We start from the raw sequence: 20,551 nt of genomic DNA on the forward strand, positions 1-20,551 counted from the left end.
ATTACAATTCACTGATACTTAAATTATTTAATTTATTGTCATTTAAAATGCTTCGTGCACTGCCTATATTATGCTTCACCGTAAATTTTATAGTATCATCTTTCTTAAGATTGAAAATAGCATTACAATTACCGCTTATAAAATTACTTACTGCACCGGCCTGAAAGGCAGGATAAGAATTTACTGTTTTAAATACGGGAATGTTATTCGTGTTCTGGCTGCTTTCTATCGTGGTTTCTATAAAAGTGTTTTTAGGTATATTTCCGTTGGCCAGAGTAATGTTGAAGGAAACAAGATAGAAACCATCACGTGGGGCTTTAAAAATTCCGGCGCTTGGATCAAAATCTCCGCCTACTGCTGTACCTGAATCAACTGTTTCTGTCCAGCCGGTAATGGTTGTCGTCGTTGCACTGGGAATACTTTGTGCAGAGCTGTTACTGGCATTTACCAGCGCTTTAGTCGGAGGGGTGAGTGGTAATGCAATCCATTGCTCGCCATCAGAATATTCTAAATATCCACCGGTATTATAACGTATTGCTCCTCCACCTGCTGAAGAAGGGCTCTGTGTATTGCTGCCCAAACCAATAATTCTTTGGTCGTTTGAAGATCTGAGATCAACCTTGGTAACCGGATTTAGAACTCCAACTCCTATCTGACCCTCTGATGTAATGACAACATCGTTAGATATTTTTGTAGCATCAGGAGCAGAACCATTATCTTTTCCGGCATCTATATGCAGAGGCTGTGCAGGATTAGGGGTGAAAAAACCTACCTGGGCTGCTGTTTTAATGGCCAGAAAAAATAAAATAGAAGAGAATAGCTTATAAGTGATATTGATTTTCTTTTTCATGATCTATATCTTAATGTTCTATTATAGTTAGATTGTTAAATCCATCATCCGGATTGGCAGGATCTGATGAGTTACTGGTAACTCTGAGAGGAATAGCTCCTGAGGTAAGATTCTGATACAATCTGGCACTTACCTTGGTACCTGCAGTTAAAGTAAGGGTAACGGTACTTGATCCTCCAGCCTGTGTAGAACGTGTAGAATTTGCATCATCAGCTGTACCTGTCATAGATTGGCCGAAAGTTTTATATACGCTGGCAAGAACAATACCTGTAGTAGGATTATAAAATTGGGATTCAACTCTGGAACCATCATTAATAACAGCACCTGTGAAATTAAATGTTAACAGAAAGGTATAAGTTCCGTTTCGGGGAGCTGTAAATTCACCGGTGATTGGATCAAAGCTGTTGCTCATATCACGTACCTCGCTCCAGTTAGTAATAGTGGTAGGAGTTGCTGTCGGTATTGACTGGCTTGCTATTTTACGGACCACAACAACTGCTTTTTGAGGGGCAAGATAAACCTTGTTCCATACTATGCCGTCAGATACCTGAATTTTAGCTCCTGCCGGTATATTGTTTACATCATACCGTGTAGCACCTGCACCCGCCGCAGCAGCAGACATAGTGGTTGTCCCTAACCCAAGTGAATTTTCACTTCCTGCGGATCTCATATCCAACTGAACTTGCGGATTTAGAACCCCGGCTCCAATAAAACCTGTTGTCTTATTTACAATAATGTCATTAGAAAGTTGTGCTGGTGTTGGTACACCTGAAGTGGGATTGTCTTTTGCACCATCTACATGTAAACTTCCCAATGGATTATTTGTTCCTATACCTATTTGCGCATTGAGTGTATTAATAAGGAAACAAAAAGGAAGTATTAATAATTTGTGTTTTTTTTTGATCATATTTTAATTTAGAATTTTAGGCAATTAATACAATTTAATAAGTCACTATTTTTAAATAGTAATGACATTCTAAAAATCAGTTTTCAGGATTTAAAAGTAAATATGTCTTAGGAAGCTGATTATTAGGGTTATGATGAGTACAAATCTGTTTGGGCCTTAAATTTTGCTTTTGAGGGATTTAACAAAATTTAGAATTTTTCAATTTCTACTCAGGTATTTGACAAGAGACTCGCTTGAAAAAGAACCATAACTTGCATAACAACAGTTTAATTTCTCATCATTAATGTGCTTTTAGAATCTTCGATTATAATAATATATGTGCCACAGCCAGAGTGTTTTAAATTTTTGTCAAAAGTGAAAATTTTTTAAATACTTACAAAAAATAGTGTTAAGATATACATCGACAGGCTGATAGATTTTTTTCTACGATCAATAAGTCTGGGAATCTTATTTAGGAAGTCCGGAATCGGTTTTTAATCAATTAATTATAATGTTTTTCTGGATGAAAATTGTTATCTTTAATAAGCGTAATCCGAAAAGCATATAGAGTAGGAGACAACATTAAAACTAATTATGATGAAAAGCTTAAAAAAACTTTCAAGACATGAGTTGAGATCTCTTAAAGGAGCCGGACCAAACTGGTCTTGTACCCTTAATCCCTGTCCTCCCGGAACCTGCTGCCTTCCAGGAAGATGGCCGGATATTGCCAGGGCATGTTATATATGCGCTGATTCTTAGATTTTTTAATTGTAAACAATACATAAAGCTGCAATCCCCTGAGTTTTGCAGCTTTTCTTATATCTTTTGTTAAAAATTATTTGTGTTTGATACTGTGAGATTTATTTTTTAAGCTTGAAATAACTATATACCAAAAGAGGTAAAGCGAAGATCTGGAACAAAAATACAAGCAGTGATGGAATTCCTTCAAGATGGGTCTCATTGGCTTTCATGAAGAGCTGTTTACCTAGCGGACCGTTTGAGAATACAATAATATTAACCAGGTTCCAGCCCAGATGAAGGGCTATAGGAAAATACATGGATCTCGTTTTAGCAAAAGATACAGCCAGCATCCATCCAAAGATACCAGTCATCACAAAAATAATTCCCATTTGAAAAGGATTTCCGAAAGCATTATAAGAAAACCAGTGATAGATGCCAAAACAGATTGCAGAAAGAATACAGGCTTTAGTAGCTCCCCATTTTTCAATAGCAAGATAAAGCAATGCACCTCTGAAAAGTAGCTCTTCAAACAGCACCGACTTTACAACCCACCACAAGCTTATTAATGCAGCAGAGAATGTCAATTGCTTATTCAGGATCCAGCTGTTGCTGATAAAGGCTGTTGTCATGATATGATAAAGGCTGCAGACCGCTGTCGCCAGCAGAAAACCGATACACCAATGAATTAATCTTCTTTGGCTTGGTTTAAATCCTAAAACAGAAAGATCCTTTTTGCCCCCAAACTTAAGGAGCATCCAGGAAATGATAAGCTCAATTATAATTCCAATCATTGGTTATAAGTTTTATTTGAATGAAAGAGTTATTTCATTGAAAACGAAGATAATAAAAAAAATAAGCCGGTAATGAAATGATTTAATTTTTTAATTAACAGTTCCTTGCTTTAGTCTTTTCCTTCTCTTGCAAAAAAACAGTATTTTTAAAACTCAATCATAAAATAAAGAACAATGAACGAAAGCTGGATGCAAAAATGGGAAGAAGTAAAGGAAATTCTCACATCTCCTGTAGATATTGATAGTTATTTTACTTCAGAGGTGATTATGGGACAGAGCATGGAAGTCATGGAGATCGGAAATGTTTCCCTGCCTTCCGGAAAAGTAATCGTGAGAGATCCGCTGGTTTATCTGAATGCAGATGAGAAACCTTATTTTGTGGAAGTTCCCAAAGGAGACTTTCCTGTAACGGTTGCTGTAGCAAAATTAGAAGGATGGGGAAGCCGGTATGCTGCTGTGAAAGTAGAATTTACAAAAGAAAAACCCGTACTTTACCGGGAAGCATTGATTGGAACCGAAAATCTTGAAGGTGTCAGTGAAGGAGAGTATTTCGGGTTTGCAGTAGATGCAGGATTAGGCTGTATCACAGATCCTGAGGTGGTTCCTTTTGTTGAGAAGTTTCTTTCAGAATTGAATGTTGATAATATTTATGATGATTATTTTGCAGAACTCTTTGCTGAAAGCTACAAAGAAAACCCTAAAAATCAGAGAGATCTTGGTGACTGGATCAACTGGAAGGTTCCTAATACGGAATACCATATTCCTATCTTTGCAAGTGGTTTGGGTGATGGCCTTTATCCTGTTTACTTTGCTTATGATGTTCAGGGAAAAATATCAGGCCTTTATATTCACTTTATTGATATTGAACTTATGCTGTCCGAAGAAGAGGAAGAAGACAACGATGATGAGGATTCTGAACAGCCGGATAATTTTATATTTTTAAAGCAATAATTTCATGAATACAACTTTTGCAGACCATGTCATTCATTTCAATAAGAATCTTAGCTATACAGGAAGCCTGCCAGAGGGGTTTGAAGTCCTGAATCCATATCTGGATAATCCGGAAACATTAACGGTCATGCAGGAATTTTATCATAAGTACTATGATGACCCGGCTAAAAGGAAATTTATGATTGGAATTAATCCAAGCCGTCATGGAGCAGGAGTAACGGGAGTTCCGTTTACCGATACAAAAAGACTTGAAAGTGTTTGCGGAATCAAAATGAAGTCAGCATACACCCATGAAGTCTCTTCCGTATTCATGTATGATATGATTGAAGAATATGGCGGTGCAGATCTTTTTTATAAGGATATTTATATCAATTCTCCTTTTCCGCTGGCGATTGTGAGGAAAACCAAAAACGGATGGCTTAATGCCAATTATTATGATGACAAGGAGCTCTTCAATTTTGTAAAAGACTTTATGATCGAATCTCTGAAGAAGCATATCAGTCTTAATCTGGACACTTCAGAAGTTTTTATCCTGGGTAAAAAGAATGCAGATTTTCTTTCAAAACTGAATAAAGAAGCCAAACTCTTCGATACCATGACCGTTCTGGAACATCCAAGATATATTCAGCAGTACAAATCAAAAGATAAACAGCTTTATATAGACAAATACATTTTAGCGTTGAAAAAATGACGAAATCCCTTCATCGGAAGGGATTTGTCATTTATGAATTAGAATCTTTAAGGGATATGGAACTTATGTGCAATTTCCTGATATTAGTTTTTAATGATTTTGGTGGATTCTGTTGCTGTTTTGATAATATAAACTCCTTTCGGAAATTCTGAAATATTGATTTCATTATTCCCTTTCTGGGTTTGTACCGTTTTCAGCAATTTACCGTCAAGGCTGTATACTTTAGCTTCATTGGCTTTTTCAGTGTTGATAGAAAGAGGGCCGTTGGTTGGGTTGGGATAAATAGTCAGGTTTTTTTGAGTGCTTTTAGCTTCTGCTGTACCTAATACCAGATTGCTGTCTTTTGCCCAGGTAAAGGCATCAAAACCTACATACCGGAAGGCGCCGCCTGCAGTGATCTGCAATTCGTCAATCACGATATTTGAATAATTCTGGCCGTTTAGGTTGGTAAGATCTATCAGGGTATATCCATTGGTGGACCCTAAGCCTGTCGCAAATCCGGTAGTTTTGGTTTGTGTGAATTTTGTTACTCCACTCAGCTTTCCGGTAACGGTCAGGGTTCCTATTACATTGAGATCCAGATTCAATGCAGAAAGATACATCCAGAATCGGTTTACCTTAAACAGGTTAGAGGTAGTTTTAATACTGAATGAGGGCGGAAACTGAGAATCATTGGAATTATCAATATACCGGTTATCATTCATTGTTCCGCTCCAGCCTGTTCCCGGGAAATTCCCCTGGATGTCAAAAACACTTACATGTGAAATGATATTGAAAATGACTCCATTATCGGTGAAGCTTGTACTCCCGTGGGATTCCGTTTCAAATAGTTCTGTACTGGTCTGCCCGAATGAGAAAATTGAAATGAGCAGACTACAGATTGCTAAAAAAGTAGTGCTTTTCATGATGTTTTGTTTTAAATGTTAGGTTGGTTAAAAGGATCTTAATCTCTTGGCGGATAAATGCCTTCAACACAGATAATATAATTTAAGCCAAGATATGGAGGCATATTATTCAACGGTAAACCTTGTCCTGTAAAAGAAATACTTAGCGGATTAATCGTTGTATCAGGGTTGGCATCATTCACGAAACTTGGTACTGCATTGAAATCTCTTCCCACCTGCGTTCCTGAGATGGCAATTGTTGAGGTGGCTGTAGGAGTAGACGAATTGGCATTCTTATTGGCTACTTTAAGCTGGAATCCGGCTCCTATACTTGGAAGGTTTGATGATAAAAGTGTATTTTGTGTTGTACCGGATACTATTCCCAAAGGATAGTTTTCACCGGAGTTTACATTCCCGGCACCTAAAGCCATACGTCCTTTTAAGTTGGGAAGAGCAAAAGTTGTGATGCCATCTCCGCCGTAAGTGGTTCCTAAAATAGAAAATAAAGCAGAATTTCTTGAAATGCTTATTAAGCTTCCGTCGCAAAACATCCAGCCTCTCGGCGCGAAATTTCCTGCAAATAATTTTACAATTCCAATGTACTCGTCCATGATAATATGTTTTTAGTTTTAAATTTCTTACTCTTTTAATGGCTTTTCAGATGCCGCCATGGGTTATTATTTCTTGTTTCAAAGGAACGATTAATAGCATGCAGGTACTAGAGTAGAAAATACCAAATTAAAAACTCCGTATTTCTACGTAATAATGTCTCGAATTATGCATTGTTTAAAAGAAAATATAAGATTTAAGTTTCTCTGAACGAGCTGTATTTCGTATTTTTGTAAGAATCCAATAAAAATAAAAATGAGCGAATTTGTAGCATCAGAAATTAAAAATAATATTGCCGAGATCAGTTTCGGTACCCCTAAAAGTAATTCTTTGCCGGGAGCAATTTTAGAAAAACTGGCAGCAACCATTCTTGAAGAAGGAGCGAAAGATGAGGTGAAAGCTATTTTGGTTAAAAGTGAAGGTGAGAAAGCATTCTGTGCAGGAGCAAGCTTTGATGAGCTTTTAGCAATTGAAGAACTGGAAGCTTCTACACAATTTTTCGGAGGCTTTGCTAAAGTTTTGAATGCGATGAGAAACTGCGGAAAGATTGTAGTTGTAAGAGTTCAGGGTAAAACTACCGGTGGAGGTGTTGGAATTGCCTGTGGGGCAGATTATTGTTTTGCCACAAAAGATTCAGCGCTGGCACTTACCGAAATCAATCTTGGAATTGGTCCCTTTGTTATTGGTCCTTATGTGGAAAGAAAAATCGGCAAATCACAATTTTCTGCAATGGCTATTGATGCTGATTTCAGATCTGCTGAATGGGCTGAACAGCATAATATCTACCATTCGGTTTCAGATACTATTCAGGAAATGGATGAAAAGCTGGAAAAATTTTTACAAACTTTGGCTTCAAGAAGCAGTGATGCATTGGCATTAATTAAAAAAGTGTCATGGGAAGGAACAGACCATTTCAATGAATTAATGCCTGCAAGAATTCACATGAGTGCCAGTCTTATCCTTGAAGAGTCTGCAAAGAAAAATATTGAATCGATTAAAGAAAGATTGAGAGCGAAGTAATTTTTTATTGTACTTTAAACAGAAGATTCTAAATCTAACATACCATCCGGAGAAAGCATTGTGTTTCTCCGGATTTTTTTGTCCCATATAATATTATTGTTTGGATTGTCCTGAGTTTTAAGAAATGAATATAAATACCAAAATTTTAAAATAAAAACTTGGCAAATTGAAAATAAATTATAACTTTGTAATTCAAAGTTCTTTTTATGGATTCAAAAAACTATCACGAAGACTTATCCCATATCCGTTCCATGATGGAGCGTTCTTCCAGATTTATTTCTTTAAGCGGATTATCCGGAGTTGTTGCAGGTTTAACAGCAATTATCGGAGCTGTGTATGTGTATTTTGTTTTCCAGAGAGAAGGAATCAGCTATTTTGATGGGGACAGGAATATTTTAGGGCCTGCCCTGGTGAAAGAACTTGTTCTGATTGGAATCGTTATTTTGGTGGTAGCTGTCCTTAGCGGATATATTTTTACAGCTTATAAAAGTAAAAAGAAAGGTTTGAAGATGTGGGATGCCACAACAAAGCGACTTTTGATTACCTTTGCGGTTCCTTTGATTGCTGGAGGAGTTTTTTGCCTGGCACTTCTTTATCATCATCTTTTCGTTTTCATTGCTCCGGCTACACTCATTTTTTACGGATTGGCTCTGGTGGCAGCAGAACGGTATACATTAACGGATGTAAAATATCTGGGATATTTTGAGATTGTTTTGGGACTTATTTCTTTATTTACTTTAGGATGGGGATTAGTGTTTTGGGCAATTGGTTTCGGGGTTTTACATATTATCTATGGATTAATTATGCATAAGAAGTATAAGTAATCAGAACAAGTAGTTTATAAGTTTGGCCTCAAGTATAAAACTCCATAAATGGTGTCAGGAAATATTGCAGAATAAATAAGATAAAGTAAAATGATCAAAATAAATCAACTCAATAAAGAATTCGAAAGCCGTGTAAGACTGGGCATTATGTCCGTTCTTATGGTGAATGACTGGGTTGATTTTTCTGAAATGAAAAGCCTGCTCGAAATTACAGACGGAAATCTGGCCAGCCATAGCAACGCACTCGAAAAAGCAGGATATATAGAAGTGAAAAAAGAATTTGTCGGAAAAAAACCTAAAACATCTTATCGTGTTACGCAGAGTGGAAGGCAGGCTTTTACTGAACATCTTAATGCTCTTGAAAAATTATTGGGACGGTAGTTCTATATTTTTTTGAAAATAAACTTTGAAATACAAAGTACTTTATAATATTAAAATCAAATAAAATGATGACACAAAAACAAAAAACAGTTGCAATTTATGCCCTTCCTTTGGTTTTGCTAAGTATTCCGTTGTTGGGAAATCTATTTTCTAAAGAGGTAAACTGGTCGCCTTCAGATTTTCTGATAGCGGGAATTTTACTCTTTACAACAGCATTTTTGATCAATTGGGTCAGACACAAAATCAAAAAACAAAGTCAGAAAGTTCTGATCTGCATTTTCATTGTGCTGGCTCTTGCACTGATCTGGCTCGAACTGGCAGTAGGGATTTTTGGAAGTCCGATTGCAGGAAGCTAAAATTTTGTTTGCTTACTAAAATCTAAATAATGATGAAAGGTTCAGAAATAATAAATCAGAAAATGATAAAAGGTCAGGAAATTCTATACTTCGGAAAGTCTCTGTTTGGTTTGTGCTTTGTGTTGGGAAGCATCTGCCTTATCGGGTATTTGACAACAAGGATGGAAGAATTTGCAATAGGAGGATATATGCTGCTAATTTTTGGAGCATTTTTAAACATACTGGTGATACTGGGGCTTTTGATCTATGGTTGCATATACAGATCAAGATTGAATGAATGTCTGAAAGCTATTGGTATTCTTTTGATAAATATACCGGTTGCAATTCTTTACACAGCCATAGGACTTAATAGTCTACATTAAAATAAATACATTATGAAAAAAATACGCGTTCAGTTTCTGCTATTTGTGTATGATAAAACTCAAAAACTCTACAGAAAATATTTTAAAAAGAAAAAAAGGCAATGGCAGTTCAATGAAAAACAGCTGCTGGAATTCCAGGAAGATTCTTTAGGGAGAAAGCTCGGTGAATTTTACAGGAAACACGGGTTTTCAATGATTCCCAAAATGGAAAACCATGATGTTCACCATCTGATTACCGGCTGCGGAACCAACTTCGAAGATGAAATTGCCATGCAGTACTTACTCCTCGGAAACGGCAAGCTCAATGCACATCTCCTGGCTGCAATCGTCTTAGGAACAATTATCCTTCCGGAATATGTGAAAATTTATATCAAAGCCTACAAAAAGGGTCAGAATATGAGGGCTTTTCATCACTGGGATTTTGAAGGGCTGCTCTGGCAGAATTTTGAGCATGTGAAGGATTTCATTCAACAGAAAGAAACAATACCACTTCATTAAGATTAAAGATAGTGGCAAAAATAAATTCAGTCCACCGGGGAGAAGACATTTTAATCTCCTTTTTGTTGGGTACATCTTTACTGCTTTTATTTTGCATTACAAGAGCTGGATTTTTCGTGATATTCGGATTTTATTATATCTGTAAAATTAAATCCTTCGATCCTTTAAATTTTAAATCTTTAAAAATTAACCTCATGAAAACACATCATTATATATTTCTTACAGCCCTCTTGTTTGTTATTGTCTTCTATGACCAGGAAGTAGGGCTGAACCTTGGGATTCTTGGGATTGCCTATGCTGTACTGACTCTGTTCAGAACGGAGGAAAAAAACAGGACCGGAACCTTGTACACCCTTTTTGTGACAAGCATCCTGTCCAGCATTGCATTTACCTGGTTTGGAGACTTCCCGTCGTTTATTGCAGTCGTAAGCTCATTGCTTTTACTAGGGTATAAATTGAGGAACAGAAGATTAAAAATTCTCTTTTTAATTCCGGTTTTTGTGGTGAATTGCTGTACATCATTCTGCCGTTTCTTCAGTTTTGATGAATGGCTGCCTAAGAAGAATATTCCCGGGTTATGGCAGAAAACACTGGCTTTCATTCTGATCCCGCTGGTGCTGGTTTCCGTTTTCTTTGGAATTTATTCTGCAGGAAGCGATCATTTTGCGGCTCTTTTCACAGATTATGAGATTGATATTAATCTATGGCAAGTATTCTGTCTGTCTGTTTTAGGATTCTTTATTGCCTTCAATTACTGGAACTATGCCGTAGAAAAACTGATTTACAAAAATAATCATGTTCTGGATAATGAGTTTCCAAAAAATTCCCGGATCCCGAAGGCTACCTATTCTTTCCTTGACATTGATGCAGAAAGAATGAGCGGAGTGATTTCCTTTGTTTTGCTGAATATTCTGTTGGTATTCTTTATTATTACGTACAACTACGAACAGTTTTATGAAACGGTAAAAACACCCGTTCAGTTGTCAGAAGAAACCCATGAAAGAGTAAATGCAGTGATTATGTCTATTGTAATGGCTATTCTGGTGATCATGTTTTATTTTAAATCAGGATTTAATTTTGATCCGAAAGCCGGCCTATTAAAAATATTAGCTAAAATCTGGATTTTCCTCAATGCTATTCTTGTTTTGTCTGCAGTTCTTAAAAACTATGAATATATCGTTAATTACGGTTTTACCTACAAAAGGCTGGGAGTTTTTGCTTTCCTTATTTTATCAATGATCGGCCTGGCTTTAACCTTCGTTAAAATTCAAAAGCAAAAAAGAAATATTTTCCTTGTCAATACGATGGTCTGGTACATTTACGGAACCGTTTTAGTGTGCAGCTATTTCAATTGGGGTGGTTTTATTACTGCTCAGAATATGAAAAGAAAAGATTTTGCAGTGAACTATCATTTGACATCCGTTAATTTCAGTGAAAAAGCCCTGTTGAAGTATGCAGATGAAAAAAATGATCAGAAGCTTAAAAAGACACTGCTGAATAAAGTAAAAAATGAAACATCCAAAACGTTTCTTTCCAGAATTATCTATTATCAAACCATTCAATAACTGATCATGAAAAAGTTTACAGGATCTTCAAGATTTAAAATCAGTATGCTCCTTATATTAATGACCGTATTTTGTTTCAGCCTCTCGGTTTTCAGATACTGCATCAGTGATACAAAAGTGTTTTTATTCCTCAACTGGAACCTCTTTCTGGCATGGATTCCTTTATTATTAAGTTCTTTGATTCTGGCTTTTACTATCAGAAGCAAAATCTCGCTGGCCTTTATCATTATAGTCTGGATTTTGTTTTTCCCCAATTCGCCCTATATCCTTACAGATCTTTTTCATCTGAGAGCAAGAAACGGGATCCCGATCTGGTATGACCTGATTGTGATTCTTTCTTATGCCTGGACAGGTCTGATCTGTGGTTTTATAAGTCTTAACGATATTGAACAGCGTCTTTCAGATTATGCCGGCAGAAATTTCATTAGCGGTTTAATCCTATTTTTCCTTTTTATGAGCAGCTTTGGAGTTTATCTGGGAAGGTTTCTGAGATGGAACAGCTGGGATGTGCTCAATAATCCTTTTGGTCTTTTCTCTGATATTGTAGTGAGGTTCATCTATCCGATGGAATATACAAAGACTTGGGGTGTCACTGTTCTGATGGGGATCATGCTCAATTTTATGTACTTCACATTCAGATGGGTGGGAACAGATAATGAAAAAGTAATTGAAACTGAAAATAAACCGTTGCATGAATTGGAACAGTTTTAGCATTTAATTGAGCTCAACAGAATATTGGTTGACCACTTTTAAAATGAATTATTATGAAAAAAAGCTTATTGTTAATCCCTTTGATGATTGTTGCCTGTAAAAAAGAGCCTGCCGTGACCAGTGTTCCGGATAAAGACTCTACAGCCGTCACAGAAATGCCGGACTCTGCTGTGAAAACTGATTCTGCTGCATTGATCAAAAGAGATTCAATTATTAACAATGCCCCGGCCACCAAAGAAGTTCTTCGTAAAGGTGTAATGAGAGATGAAAAAGAGGGGCAGATTATAAGAACTGCTGATGCCAGCCAGCTGCCTTTTACTATAGGGGAAGAATTTACAAAAGATGATCAGGATTTAGTTTTAAAACTGACCCATTATGACCGTCCGAATATCAAAGCAAAAATTTCTACAAAAGAAAAAGATTTCAATATCAGATTCAATCAGATAAGACTGCCTAATGGGAATTACGATGGTCCCTTCGGAAGGGAAATTACTTATGACACTCCCGGAAAAGGAGAAGTGTGGCTGATTATAGGTAAAAGTAATATGGCTTCCGGAAATACCAAAGGAAGCTTTACCGTAACTGTAGAATAAAACCAATCAATTTGGTACAATTTCTGCAAACTAAACTCTGAAGTTTAAAAATTTAAAATTATGAAAAATATAGTTCTAACAGCAATGGCCGCCTCAGCAGTACTCGTAAGTTGCGGAACCGTACAGTCGCTGGTTCAGAATACATTTCCCTACACAACGAATGTCTTGGTATCTACGGGAGTACCTGCTGATAAAGAAGTCTCTTCCACTGCTACAGCTACCAATGTGCAGACATGGTTTGGAGGTAATAATAATGCAAAGATTAAAGATGTAAGAATATCAGATGCAAAAATTTCTGTTGCATCTCCTTCAGGAGGTAATCTGAGTGCATTTAAAACCGTTAAGATCTATGTTTCATCCAACGGAACAGGAGAAAGACTGGTCGCATCACGTTCCAATATATCCACTAATTCTTCCAGCTTAAATCTGGATCTGAATGATACAGGATTCCTTGATGAAATTGTAAAAAGTTCCGGATTGACGGTAAGAACAGTTTATGAACTGAAGAATCAGACCTCTTCGGATATGAATATAAAAGTAGCGCTTAACTTCAACAGCGTTCCTGCACAATAATACAGATAAAAAATTGATATTAAAAACCCTCTTCCGGAATTCCGGAAGAGGGTTTAATGTGAAGTAAAATGTATAAAAATTTTTAAAGTTTTGTAAATTTCTCAATAACTCTTCTCTGGCCTTCATTGATATTAATGATATACTGACCTGCAGGCAGTTGTGAAATATCAATTTTTTCATCAGGCAAAACTGAGTTTTTTATCACGGTACGCCCCTGAAGGTTGATAATCTCAAAATCCAGCTTTTTATCTTCCACACTTTGAATCGCAATAGAATTGCTGGATGGGTTAGGGTAAATTTTAACTTCTAATGCAGATAAGGTTTTAACAGGGGTGGCAAATTTACTTTCCAGCTGAAGTATGGCATTCTTCACATTAGGAAGAGGACCTATCTTTTGGCCGGTCACAGTTCCTCCCTGCGGAATTCCCGTAGAAATCAAAAGGTTCTTCATCGCCGTAGGTGTTAAATATTGTCCTGTTGTCTGGCGGTAAAAAGACTGGATCAGAATAGCTGCAGAAGACACCACCGGCGTAGCAGAACTCGTACCACTGAAATAATTATAGGTTCTGTTATTATCATTGTCATATTTTGCATAAGATCCGTAGCCTGCTGCCAGCACACTGCTTCCCCAACCCTGAACATCCACTCTGTTTCCATAAGTACTGAAGCTCAGCTTTGAATGGGTGGTATTGGGAGATCCGGCGCCTACGATGATGGCTCCGCTGTTTCCTCTTGCAAGATAGCTGGCATAAAACGGATCATCGAGATTTTGGTTGCCATTACCTGCAGCTGCAATGATAATGATTCCTGAATCAGTAGCCGCTTTTGTAAGGTCCCAGATGACCTGGTCATACTCAGCAGGGCAATACTGGCCGTCTTTTCCGCCAGTCTGCATTTCATATAAAATAATATCGCCGGCCTGTGATGCGTTGATAGATCTGCTCACTGCAGAAGCTCTGTTGTATCCCACAGTGGTCCATTCCATATAGCCCTTTATTTCAGAAGTACTGTAAGCAGCTCCTGTAAGTCCGATATTATCTTTAATTGAACCTAAAATACTTACCACTGCAGTCCCGTGGTCACGGTAATTATTATTCGCTAATCCTGCATTAGGAGAATATCCGGGCTCAAGCTGTATAGAGTTTTGATTAGAAAGCATTTCATGTGTTTTGTAAAAACCATATTCCACATCCCTTACACGGATATTCTGTCCGGTAATTCCTCTTGACCATGCATATTTTGCATTGATACCCGGATTGTCGTTCAGGTAAGTCTGAAGACTTTCCAGATCCGGAGTAGCCACAAAAGTATTGACCAAAGGAGGTTCAACGGGAGAAGCGCTCATCACAGATACATATTCTATTTCCGGAAACCTTTCCAGAGTCCGGATGATTTTTTCTGCTGTTTCTGTGCTCTGAAGAGGAAGATCAGCCTTATAGATTCTTTTCAGCTTTTCTACAGATTCTGTGGAATTTCCGATGGCTTTACTGTTTCTGGCCATTTCATCAAGCTTATTGTCCGTAAAATCAAGATCATACTTAAACGAAATGTGATGCTCTCTTGAAAATCTTTCCAGATCAGCGTTTCGGCTGAACGCTGCTTTTTCAGAATTGATGCCTTTTGAAAAGCATACATAAATAACTGAATTTTGATCATTAGTCATCCTGTGCTGGCTGTCCTGGCCAAAAGACAGGGAAGAGCAGAACGCAAACAATGCGAAAAGGTTGATTTTTGTTTTCATACTATTTTGTTAAATGGTTGTGAATCAGTTTTGATTTACACCAAAAATAGTAATAAAATAAAAAACAAATCACATTTTTGTGAATTTAATTTTAAACTTTTTACTCTTTTCTTTTGTATAAAGGTTTTTTTGTTTTTGGGTGATAACCTCACAGGTTTTGAAAACCTGTGAGGTTTAAGAGCGCAAATTTTATACTTACTCATCAAAAAAATACGCTTCAATTGATGAAACGTATTGGATATATTTTACATTTTTGTCTTTCTCTGCTTAGCTTTTGGTAATAGAATCCATTACAATGGTCACAGGCCCGTCATTGATCAGGGATACTTTCATATCTGCCCCGAAGATTCCGCTCTCTGTTTTCAATCCGGATTTGCTTATTTCTTCTTTAAAGTAATCAAAAAGAGGAACTGCTTTATCAGGTTTCGCAGCTTTTATAAAAGAAGGGCGGTTCCCTTTCTTGTAATCGGCAATCAATGTAAACTGGCTGATGCAGAGGATTTCTCCGGAAATATCCTTCACAGAAAGATTGAGCTTATCGTCTTCATCCCCGAAGATTCTCAGGTTTAAAACCTTCTGTACAAGCCAGTCTGCATCTGTTTTTTCATCATTTTCATCCACACCTACCAGCAGCATCAGTCCTTTACCGATTTCACCGACAGTTTTTCCGTCTACCTTCACACTGGCTTCAGAGACTCTTTGTATAATGATCTTCATTTGATATTCTAATAGTAAACATTTAAAGTTTTGCTTGGTGCATCATAGCTGTACGGATACGTTTTGGGAGGAAGAGATGTTTTAGCTCCCGATTCCGGCTGTCCCGTACTTAAAATCCATCTTGTATTATCCTGAGGGCATACAATAGAAATATTGTCTTTCACCTCCAGAGTTGTATTGCTGTCAGGACATATATGAGGAGCATTCCTGTCGTATACTTTAAATCCGTTTGCTGTTCGGACAATGATTAATCCTCTGGTTCCGGACTGTTGTTCATTGACGTAGATCCAGCCGTTGATATTGTTCAAAGGGTAATACGCCGGCAGGTTCAGGTTAAGGGATACATTGATAGGAACATTCGGGAAGCAGTTCACCGTATCTTCTCTGCTTCCACATGAGTTTATGGTTAAATTACTGAAAATCAATAAACTGAAAATAGATAAGATTGAAAAAGTTTTTTTCATTTCAATTTAAATTTTTATATATTTGTAAAAATTAAACGATTACAACACGAAAACATTGTCCGGCAAATGTCGGATTATTTTTTTATACTAAAACTAAATTTTGAAAATTATGGCAAGCTATGTAACTAAGGAGGGCTTAGAGAAAATGAAAGCTGAGCTGGAACAGTTGGAAACTGTGGAGAGACCAAAAATTACTCAGCAGATCGCAGAAGCCAGAGACAAAGGCGATTTGTCTGAAAATGCAGAATATGATGCGGCCAAAGAGGCGCAGGGTATGCTTGAAATGAGAATTTCCAAGCTGAAAGACGTCATCTCTACTTCTAAAATTATAGACGAAAGCCAATTAGATACTTCAAAAGTTTCAATCTTAACAACAGTGAAACTTAAAAACAATGCTACCAAGCAGGAGCAGGTATTTACATTGGTACCGGATAATGAAAGCGACCTGAAGACAGGAAAGATTTCAGTGAACACACCTATCGCAAAAGGTCTGTTAGGAAAAGCTATAGGCGAAACTGCTGAAATCACTTTACCGAACGGAAACAAACTGTCTTTTGAAGTATTAGACATTTCTTTATAGTCTGATATTTCTTTTATTTCTAACTTCTAAAATATCTAACCCAAACTTCTGACAAAATGAGCACTATATTCACAAAAATCATCAATGGCGAAATTCCCTCTTATAAGATTGCAGAAAATGAAAACTTTATCGCATTCTTAGACGCAATGCCTTTGGTGAAGGGACATACTTTAGTAGTACCTAAGAAAGAAGTGGATTTGATTTTTGATCTTGAAAGTGAAGAATACAAAAACCTTTGGGGATTTGCCCAAGAGGTAGCCAAGAAGATCAAAACTGCAATTCCATGTGTAAGAGTAGGAGTAGCGGTGGTAGGACTTGAAGTTCCTCATGCACACATCCATCTGATTCCTTTAAACAAAATGGAAGACATGAATTTCAGAAATGAGAGATTAAAATTAACGAACGAAGAATATACAGAGATTCAAAACTCAATTATTAATTCTTAACAACCGGAAAATCGTAAAAAAGTAATTTTTTACGATTTTCTTTAACATATACATATATATTATATCCTATGAACTCAAACCAATGTTCTTTCTGTGGCAGAAAAAGAAATGAAGTACAGATGCTGATTTCTGGGCAGAATGGTTTTATTTGTGAAAATTGTATAGAGCAGGCACATGCTATTGTAAAAGACAGTGCATCCAAAACAGGATATTCGCCTGCAGAAAATATGGAGGAGCTTAAAAAACCAAAGGAGATCAAAGAATTTCTTGATCAGTATGTAATTGGTCAGGATCAGGCAAAGAAGCAGCTTTCAATTGCTGTGTACAACCACTATAAAAGATTGCTTCATGCTCAGGACGAAAACAGGGAAGTGGAGCTTGAAAAGTCAAATATTATCATGATAGGGGAAACCGGAACAGGTAAAACCCTTTTGGCAAAAACGATTGCCAGAGAGCTTAATGTTCCTTTCTGCATCGTGGATGCTACTATTTTAACAGAAGCAGGCTATGTGGGGGAAGATGTTGAAAGTATCCTTTCAAGACTTCTGATGGTGGCAGATTATGACGTTGAAAAAGCGGAAAAAGGAATTGTTTTCATCGATGAGATTGATAAAATCGCCAGAAAATCAGATAACCCGAGTATTACAAGAGATGTTTCCGGAGAAGGAGTACAGCAGGGATTGCTGAAGCTTTTGGAAGGAAGCATTGTAAATGTTCCGCCTCAGGGAGGAAGAAAACACCCGGATCAGAAATATATCCAGGTAAATACGCAGAATATCCTTTTTATTGCAGGAGGAGCCTTTGACGGAATCAAAGAGATCATTGAAAGAAGAATGAACAAGCAGGCCATCGGTTTCAGCTCTGAAAAAATCAATAAGACTGATGAAGATGAGTATATATTAACAAATATTAATGCGATTGATCTTCGTACTTTCGGATTAATTCCGGAACTTTTAGGAAGATTTCCAATCATCACTTACCTTGATAAACTCACAAAAGAGACTTTGGTAAGAATTATGAAGGAACCCAAAAATTCTATCGTGAACCAATTTGTGGAACTTTTTAAAATGGATGGCACCAATTTGGTTATTACAGACGGAGCAATTGAAAAAATCGTAGAGGAAACTATCGAAAAAGGACTAGGGGCGAGAGGCCTTAGAGGTACTACCGAAAAAGTTCTAGAAGACTATATGTTTTCAATAGGAGAGGAGAAAGAGATCATCTTAACGGAGGATAATGTTTTGATTAATAGATAAAATATTTTTTTTTTTAGAAAAATAATAATACCTTTGCGGGTGAAGATTGTATTAACACACAAATAATTTATACAATGAGAAAAAGTTTATTTGCTATAGGTCTTTTAGCAATTAGTTATTCTGTTCAGGCGCAGATACTATGTCATGTTGACACTAATGCTAATATGTATGTGAGCGAAGGCACCCTAGTTTATAGCGGTGGAGGTGTACAAACAAAAGGGAGTGGCCTTTTGGACGTGCATGGAAATATAATGGTTGTAGGATCTGGTACAGACGCTTTTAAGACAATAGATGCTACCGGTTCTGATAAGACTGATGGCGGAAATATTATCTTAAGACTTAATACCCCTGCTTCTTTTGCTACTTCCACGTATGGCCAGTTGTACATCGACGGACTATCCCAGTCCAACATTACTGGTATTGTAACCAAAGAATACAGAACTACAAGACAGGGTAGTGGTAATTATTTCCAACAAGTTGCTCTGCCTTTTTCCGGCAAAGCCTTTAATTCATTATCTACTGAACTTGGTAAGACTTTTAATACCAACAGATATGGTAACCCTATTCTAAAATGGGATAATGCTAATGCCGTTTCAGTTACTACTTTAAATCTAGCTCCAACTTCAGTTACTTGGGATGGTTCAGGCTATTATATGCTGAAAGTTAGTAATAATGACTGGAATCCGAGTGCTCCAGCATCCGGAACTGTATTCAATATTAATGGAAAGCCATACGCACCGTATGCTGGTACTATAACTTTACAGAATGCAGGGAAATCTAATATCGGCGCTTCTAATGTTGTATTCGGAACTGGCGGTAATAGTGTAAACCAGTACAATGAGAAGTACAATACTTATCTTGATGATTTGTTTGAAAGTACCAACGGTAATAATTGGTCAGCAACATTTGGCCAGAATATCTATCAGTTTGGAAACCCTTTCCTTACCAATTTGGATTTAGCTAATATTGGATATACTGAAAACGTTACAGGATCTGATGGTAATGCTGTGAAAAATGTCTGGGGAGTTGAGTATGATCCAGGCACTATCGTTACTCTTCCAGGTGGTTCTACATATGCTACAGGTTCTAAGGTTGTTACTTTTGTAACAACAGGTGACGGAGTAGCTCCCGCTGTAGGGGATGTAGATAATGTTGTAATCAAACCAATGCAGTCGTTTAAAATAAAGTTAAGAGACAATACAGCTCAGACTTTAAACTTTAACACCTTGAGAAGATTCAAATCTACAGCAAGAGCAGCAGGAACTAACTATGATGTAAATGCAGCTAAAATGTCTACTGGTAAAACTAACAGTAATACAGTAAAACAGCTTGGAGTAATTGGTCTTGATGCCAATGGTAATGAAATTTCGAGAACATATTATGCTGTTTCTCCATCTTTCACAACAGGGCACCAGATTTCTGCAGCTGCATCAGTTCAGGCTTCAGCAGGCAGCAGAATTATCGGTACTTACGAAGAAGCATTGAATGGAGGGTATGATAACAACCATACTAACTATTGGTTATATATTAACGAAGCTAATGAGAATAACTTCCAAGGTAAAAATGTTAAGTTAGTTAACTATAAACTTGATCAGGTTAAATCTTATAAATTCGAGATCAGAGAAAATGCAGAGCTTATTCCGGCAGGTACACACCAGTTATCTTCAGGAATTGGTTTCTACTATAAAGCAGAGAATGGAAATTTAGTACAGGTTAAACAAGGTGATGTTGTGCCTGTAACAAATGAGGAAGCTAATTTGTATTATGGTGAGCCAAGTAATATTACTTTGGCTGTAGATAAAACAGCTACTGGTATTTCCAGAACACTTGTTGTTTACGATCCATCCGTTACAAATTACATCGTTAGATTTGATCCAAAATGGAAAAAAGCGGATATTCAGGTTTATGATATGAGCGGTAAACTGGTAATCTCTAAAAAAGCGGTTGATGCATCCAGAGATTTTGTAATCGAGCTTGATGGCTCAGTTAAAAACTCTTACATTGTAAAAATCGTTTCTGATAAAGGAGAAACTGTTAACACTAAAATCTTAAAATAAGCAC

The 20,551-nt window shown here is 37.0% G+C and carries 25 protein-coding genes; 17 read left to right on the forward strand and 8 right to left on the reverse strand.

Features of this window, described 5'->3' with window-relative positions:
* Window position 1 precedes the first annotated feature (1 nt).
* Complete coding sequence (locus ACR1PO_RS21270) at window positions 2–850, reverse strand: hypothetical protein (protein ID WP_433988096.1); 849 nt, start codon at window positions 848–850, stop codon at window positions 2–4.
* A gap of 10 nt (window positions 851–860) precedes the next feature.
* Entirely contained in the window at window positions 861–1,757 is an 897-nt protein-coding gene (locus tag ACR1PO_RS21275; protein ID WP_433988097.1) for a hypothetical protein, read from the reverse strand.
* Between the two features lie 573 nt (window positions 1,758–2,330).
* On the opposite strand from ACR1PO_RS21275, the gene ACR1PO_RS21280 reads away from it, so the two are divergent.
* Window positions 2,331–2,495 carry a bacteriocin-like protein gene (locus ACR1PO_RS21280; RefSeq protein ID WP_433988098.1) on the forward strand — a complete coding sequence of 55 codons (165 nt, stop codon included), beginning with the start codon at window positions 2,331–2,333 and terminating at the stop codon, window positions 2,493–2,495.
* Window positions 2,496–2,596: 101 nt separating this feature from the next.
* Here the strand turns inward: ACR1PO_RS21280 and ACR1PO_RS21285 are convergent, their stop codons facing one another.
* Window positions 2,597–3,268, reverse strand: a complete 672-nt coding sequence (locus ACR1PO_RS21285; RefSeq protein ID WP_433988099.1) for a CPBP family intramembrane glutamic endopeptidase — start codon at window positions 3,266–3,268, stop codon at window positions 2,597–2,599.
* A 174-nt stretch (window positions 3,269–3,442) separates the two neighbouring features.
* On the opposite strand from ACR1PO_RS21285, the gene ACR1PO_RS21290 reads away from it, so the two are divergent.
* Window positions 3,443–4,219, forward strand: coding sequence for a DUF4241 domain-containing protein (locus ACR1PO_RS21290; RefSeq protein ID WP_433988100.1), 777 nt, complete (start codon window positions 3,443–3,445; stop codon window positions 4,217–4,219).
* A gap of 4 nt (window positions 4,220–4,223) precedes the next feature.
* Window positions 4,224–4,910 carry an SMUG2 DNA glycosylase family protein gene (locus ACR1PO_RS21295; RefSeq protein ID WP_433988101.1) on the forward strand — a complete coding sequence of 229 codons (687 nt, stop codon included), beginning with the start codon at window positions 4,224–4,226 and terminating at the stop codon, window positions 4,908–4,910.
* 83 nt (window positions 4,911–4,993) lie between these two features.
* Here ACR1PO_RS21295 and ACR1PO_RS21300 read toward each other — a convergent pair whose 3' ends face one another.
* Entirely contained in the window at window positions 4,994–5,815 is an 822-nt protein-coding gene (locus ACR1PO_RS21300; protein WP_433988102.1) for a T9SS type A sorting domain-containing protein, read from the reverse strand.
* A 38-nt stretch (window positions 5,816–5,853) separates the two neighbouring features.
* Window positions 5,854–6,405 (reverse strand): phage tail protein, encoded by a 552-nt coding sequence (locus ACR1PO_RS21305; protein WP_312288603.1) that lies wholly within the window; start codon window positions 6,403–6,405, stop codon window positions 5,854–5,856.
* Between the two features lie 253 nt (window positions 6,406–6,658).
* On the opposite strand from ACR1PO_RS21305, the gene ACR1PO_RS21310 reads away from it, so the two are divergent.
* The 10 genes from ACR1PO_RS21310 (at window position 6,659) to ACR1PO_RS21355 (ending at window position 13,286) form a co-directional block, all read left to right on the forward strand.
* Window positions 6,659–7,423: an enoyl-CoA hydratase/isomerase family protein gene (locus ACR1PO_RS21310; protein WP_433988103.1), complete on the forward strand. Its 765-nt coding sequence runs from the start codon at window positions 6,659–6,661 to the stop codon at window positions 7,421–7,423.
* Window positions 7,424–7,629: 206 nt separating this feature from the next.
* Complete coding sequence (locus ACR1PO_RS21315; RefSeq protein WP_433988104.1) at window positions 7,630–8,247, forward strand: hypothetical protein; 618 nt, start codon at window positions 7,630–7,632, stop codon at window positions 8,245–8,247.
* Window positions 8,248–8,337: 90 nt separating this feature from the next.
* Window positions 8,338–8,628, forward strand: a complete 291-nt coding sequence (locus tag ACR1PO_RS21320; RefSeq protein WP_002981743.1) for a winged helix-turn-helix domain-containing protein — start codon at window positions 8,338–8,340, stop codon at window positions 8,626–8,628.
* Between the two features lie 65 nt (window positions 8,629–8,693).
* Window positions 8,694–8,984 (forward strand): hypothetical protein, encoded by a 291-nt coding sequence (locus ACR1PO_RS21325; RefSeq protein WP_332388137.1) that lies wholly within the window; start codon window positions 8,694–8,696, stop codon window positions 8,982–8,984.
* A gap of 29 nt (window positions 8,985–9,013) precedes the next feature.
* Window positions 9,014–9,346: a hypothetical protein gene (locus ACR1PO_RS21330; RefSeq protein WP_433988105.1), complete on the forward strand. Its 333-nt coding sequence runs from the start codon at window positions 9,014–9,016 to the stop codon at window positions 9,344–9,346.
* A gap of 12 nt (window positions 9,347–9,358) precedes the next feature.
* Window positions 9,359–9,844: a Coq4 family protein gene (locus ACR1PO_RS21335; protein WP_374463314.1), complete on the forward strand. Its 486-nt coding sequence runs from the start codon at window positions 9,359–9,361 to the stop codon at window positions 9,842–9,844.
* 194 nt (window positions 9,845–10,038) lie between these two features.
* On the forward strand, window positions 10,039–11,409 hold the full coding sequence (locus ACR1PO_RS21340; RefSeq protein ID WP_433988106.1) for a DUF4153 domain-containing protein: 1,371 nt from the start codon (window positions 10,039–10,041) through the stop codon (window positions 11,407–11,409).
* A gap of 6 nt (window positions 11,410–11,415) precedes the next feature.
* A complete protein-coding gene (locus tag ACR1PO_RS21345) occupies window positions 11,416–12,120 on the forward strand; it encodes a DUF1361 domain-containing protein (protein WP_433988107.1) in 705 nt (234 codons plus the stop codon).
* A gap of 53 nt (window positions 12,121–12,173) precedes the next feature.
* Window positions 12,174–12,713, forward strand: a complete 540-nt coding sequence (locus tag ACR1PO_RS21350) for a hypothetical protein (protein ID WP_433988108.1) — start codon at window positions 12,174–12,176, stop codon at window positions 12,711–12,713.
* A 60-nt stretch (window positions 12,714–12,773) separates the two neighbouring features.
* Window positions 12,774–13,286 carry a hypothetical protein gene (locus tag ACR1PO_RS21355; RefSeq protein WP_332388128.1) on the forward strand — a complete coding sequence of 171 codons (513 nt, stop codon included), beginning with the start codon at window positions 12,774–12,776 and terminating at the stop codon, window positions 13,284–13,286.
* A gap of 82 nt (window positions 13,287–13,368) precedes the next feature.
* On the opposite strand, the gene ACR1PO_RS21360 is transcribed toward ACR1PO_RS21355, so the two are convergent.
* The 3 genes from ACR1PO_RS21360 to ACR1PO_RS21370 all read right to left on the reverse strand — a co-directional run bounded on the left by ACR1PO_RS21360 (window position 13,369) and on the right by ACR1PO_RS21370 (window position 16,208).
* Complete coding sequence (locus tag ACR1PO_RS21360; protein ID WP_433988109.1) at window positions 13,369–15,027, reverse strand: S8 family peptidase; 1,659 nt, start codon at window positions 15,025–15,027, stop codon at window positions 13,369–13,371.
* A gap of 267 nt (window positions 15,028–15,294) precedes the next feature.
* Window positions 15,295–15,744, reverse strand: a complete 450-nt coding sequence (gene dtd / locus ACR1PO_RS21365) for a D-aminoacyl-tRNA deacylase (RefSeq protein ID WP_332388126.1) — start codon at window positions 15,742–15,744, stop codon at window positions 15,295–15,297.
* Window positions 15,745–15,752: 8 nt separating this feature from the next.
* Window positions 15,753–16,208 carry a hypothetical protein gene (locus tag ACR1PO_RS21370; RefSeq protein ID WP_332388125.1) on the reverse strand — a complete coding sequence of 152 codons (456 nt, stop codon included), beginning with the start codon at window positions 16,206–16,208 and terminating at the stop codon, window positions 15,753–15,755.
* Between the two features lie 109 nt (window positions 16,209–16,317).
* Between ACR1PO_RS21370 and greA the strand changes: the two genes are divergently transcribed.
* The 4 genes from greA (at window position 16,318) to ACR1PO_RS21390 (ending at window position 20,547) form a co-directional block, all read left to right on the forward strand.
* Window positions 16,318–16,788: a transcription elongation factor GreA gene (greA, locus tag ACR1PO_RS21375; protein ID WP_002981731.1), complete on the forward strand. Its 471-nt coding sequence runs from the start codon at window positions 16,318–16,320 to the stop codon at window positions 16,786–16,788.
* A gap of 56 nt (window positions 16,789–16,844) precedes the next feature.
* The gene (locus ACR1PO_RS21380) at window positions 16,845–17,234 is read left to right on the forward strand and encodes an HIT family protein (RefSeq protein ID WP_002981730.1); all 390 of its coding nucleotides are present in this window, start codon (window positions 16,845–16,847) and stop codon (window positions 17,232–17,234) included.
* Window positions 17,235–17,302: 68 nt separating this feature from the next.
* Complete coding sequence (gene clpX, locus ACR1PO_RS21385) at window positions 17,303–18,490, forward strand: ATP-dependent Clp protease ATP-binding subunit ClpX (RefSeq protein WP_332388122.1); 1,188 nt, start codon at window positions 17,303–17,305, stop codon at window positions 18,488–18,490.
* A gap of 74 nt (window positions 18,491–18,564) precedes the next feature.
* Complete coding sequence (locus ACR1PO_RS21390) at window positions 18,565–20,547, forward strand: T9SS type A sorting domain-containing protein (protein ID WP_433988110.1); 1,983 nt, start codon at window positions 18,565–18,567, stop codon at window positions 20,545–20,547.
* The last annotated feature ends 4 nt before the right edge of the window (window positions 20,548–20,551 follow it).

Source organism: Chryseobacterium amylolyticum, from assembly GCF_051011775.1.
In the GTDB taxonomy this organism is placed as follows: Bacteria; Bacteroidota; Bacteroidia; order Flavobacteriales; family Weeksellaceae; genus Chryseobacterium.

Bases quoted from the DNA above. Each gene is read 5' to 3' on its own strand.
- ACR1PO_RS21270 (WP_433988096.1), bottom strand. From the start codon at position 850: ATGAAAAAGAAAATCAATATCACTTATAAGCTATTCTCTTCTATTTTA.
- ACR1PO_RS21350 (WP_433988108.1), top strand. From the start codon at position 12,174: ATGAAAAAAAGCTTATTGTTAATCCCTTTGATGATTGTTGCCTGTAAA.
- ACR1PO_RS21380 (WP_002981730.1), top strand. From the start codon at position 16,845: ATGAGCACTATATTCACAAAAATCATCAATGGCGAAATTCCCTCTTAT.
- ACR1PO_RS21330 (WP_433988105.1), top strand. From the start codon at position 9,014: ATGATGAAAGGTTCAGAAATAATAAATCAGAAAATGATAAAAGGTCAG.
- ACR1PO_RS21275 (WP_433988097.1), bottom strand. From the start codon at position 1,757: ATGATCAAAAAAAAACACAAATTATTAATACTTCCTTTTTGTTTCCTT.
- ACR1PO_RS21300 (WP_433988102.1), bottom strand. From the start codon at position 5,815: ATGAAAAGCACTACTTTTTTAGCAATCTGTAGTCTGCTCATTTCAATT.
- ACR1PO_RS21315 (WP_433988104.1), top strand. From the start codon at position 7,630: ATGGATTCAAAAAACTATCACGAAGACTTATCCCATATCCGTTCCATG.
- ACR1PO_RS21310 (WP_433988103.1), top strand. From the start codon at position 6,659: ATGAGCGAATTTGTAGCATCAGAAATTAAAAATAATATTGCCGAGATC.
- ACR1PO_RS21295 (WP_433988101.1), top strand. From the start codon at position 4,224: ATGAATACAACTTTTGCAGACCATGTCATTCATTTCAATAAGAATCTT.
- ACR1PO_RS21340 (WP_433988106.1), top strand. From the start codon at position 10,039: ATGAAAACACATCATTATATATTTCTTACAGCCCTCTTGTTTGTTATT.
- ACR1PO_RS21285 (WP_433988099.1), bottom strand. From the start codon at position 3,268: ATGATTGGAATTATAATTGAGCTTATCATTTCCTGGATGCTCCTTAAG.
- clpX (WP_332388122.1), top strand. From the start codon at position 17,303: ATGAACTCAAACCAATGTTCTTTCTGTGGCAGAAAAAGAAATGAAGTA.
- ACR1PO_RS21280 (WP_433988098.1), top strand. From the start codon at position 2,331: ATGATGAAAAGCTTAAAAAAACTTTCAAGACATGAGTTGAGATCTCTT.
- ACR1PO_RS21305 (WP_312288603.1), bottom strand. From the start codon at position 6,405: ATGGACGAGTACATTGGAATTGTAAAATTATTTGCAGGAAATTTCGCG.
- ACR1PO_RS21360 (WP_433988109.1), bottom strand. From the start codon at position 15,027: ATGAAAACAAAAATCAACCTTTTCGCATTGTTTGCGTTCTGCTCTTCC.
- ACR1PO_RS21325 (WP_332388137.1), top strand. From the start codon at position 8,694: ATGATGACACAAAAACAAAAAACAGTTGCAATTTATGCCCTTCCTTTG.
- ACR1PO_RS21290 (WP_433988100.1), top strand. From the start codon at position 3,443: ATGAACGAAAGCTGGATGCAAAAATGGGAAGAAGTAAAGGAAATTCTC.
- ACR1PO_RS21345 (WP_433988107.1), top strand. From the start codon at position 11,416: ATGAAAAAGTTTACAGGATCTTCAAGATTTAAAATCAGTATGCTCCTT.
- ACR1PO_RS21335 (WP_374463314.1), top strand. From the start codon at position 9,359: ATGAAAAAAATACGCGTTCAGTTTCTGCTATTTGTGTATGATAAAACT.
- greA (WP_002981731.1), top strand. From the start codon at position 16,318: ATGGCAAGCTATGTAACTAAGGAGGGCTTAGAGAAAATGAAAGCTGAG.
- ACR1PO_RS21320 (WP_002981743.1), top strand. From the start codon at position 8,338: ATGATCAAAATAAATCAACTCAATAAAGAATTCGAAAGCCGTGTAAGA.
- dtd (WP_332388126.1), bottom strand. From the start codon at position 15,744: ATGAAGATCATTATACAAAGAGTCTCTGAAGCCAGTGTGAAGGTAGAC.
- ACR1PO_RS21390 (WP_433988110.1), top strand. From the start codon at position 18,565: ATGAGAAAAAGTTTATTTGCTATAGGTCTTTTAGCAATTAGTTATTCT.
- ACR1PO_RS21370 (WP_332388125.1), bottom strand. From the start codon at position 16,208: ATGAAAAAAACTTTTTCAATCTTATCTATTTTCAGTTTATTGATTTTC.
- ACR1PO_RS21355 (WP_332388128.1), top strand. From the start codon at position 12,774: ATGAAAAATATAGTTCTAACAGCAATGGCCGCCTCAGCAGTACTCGTA.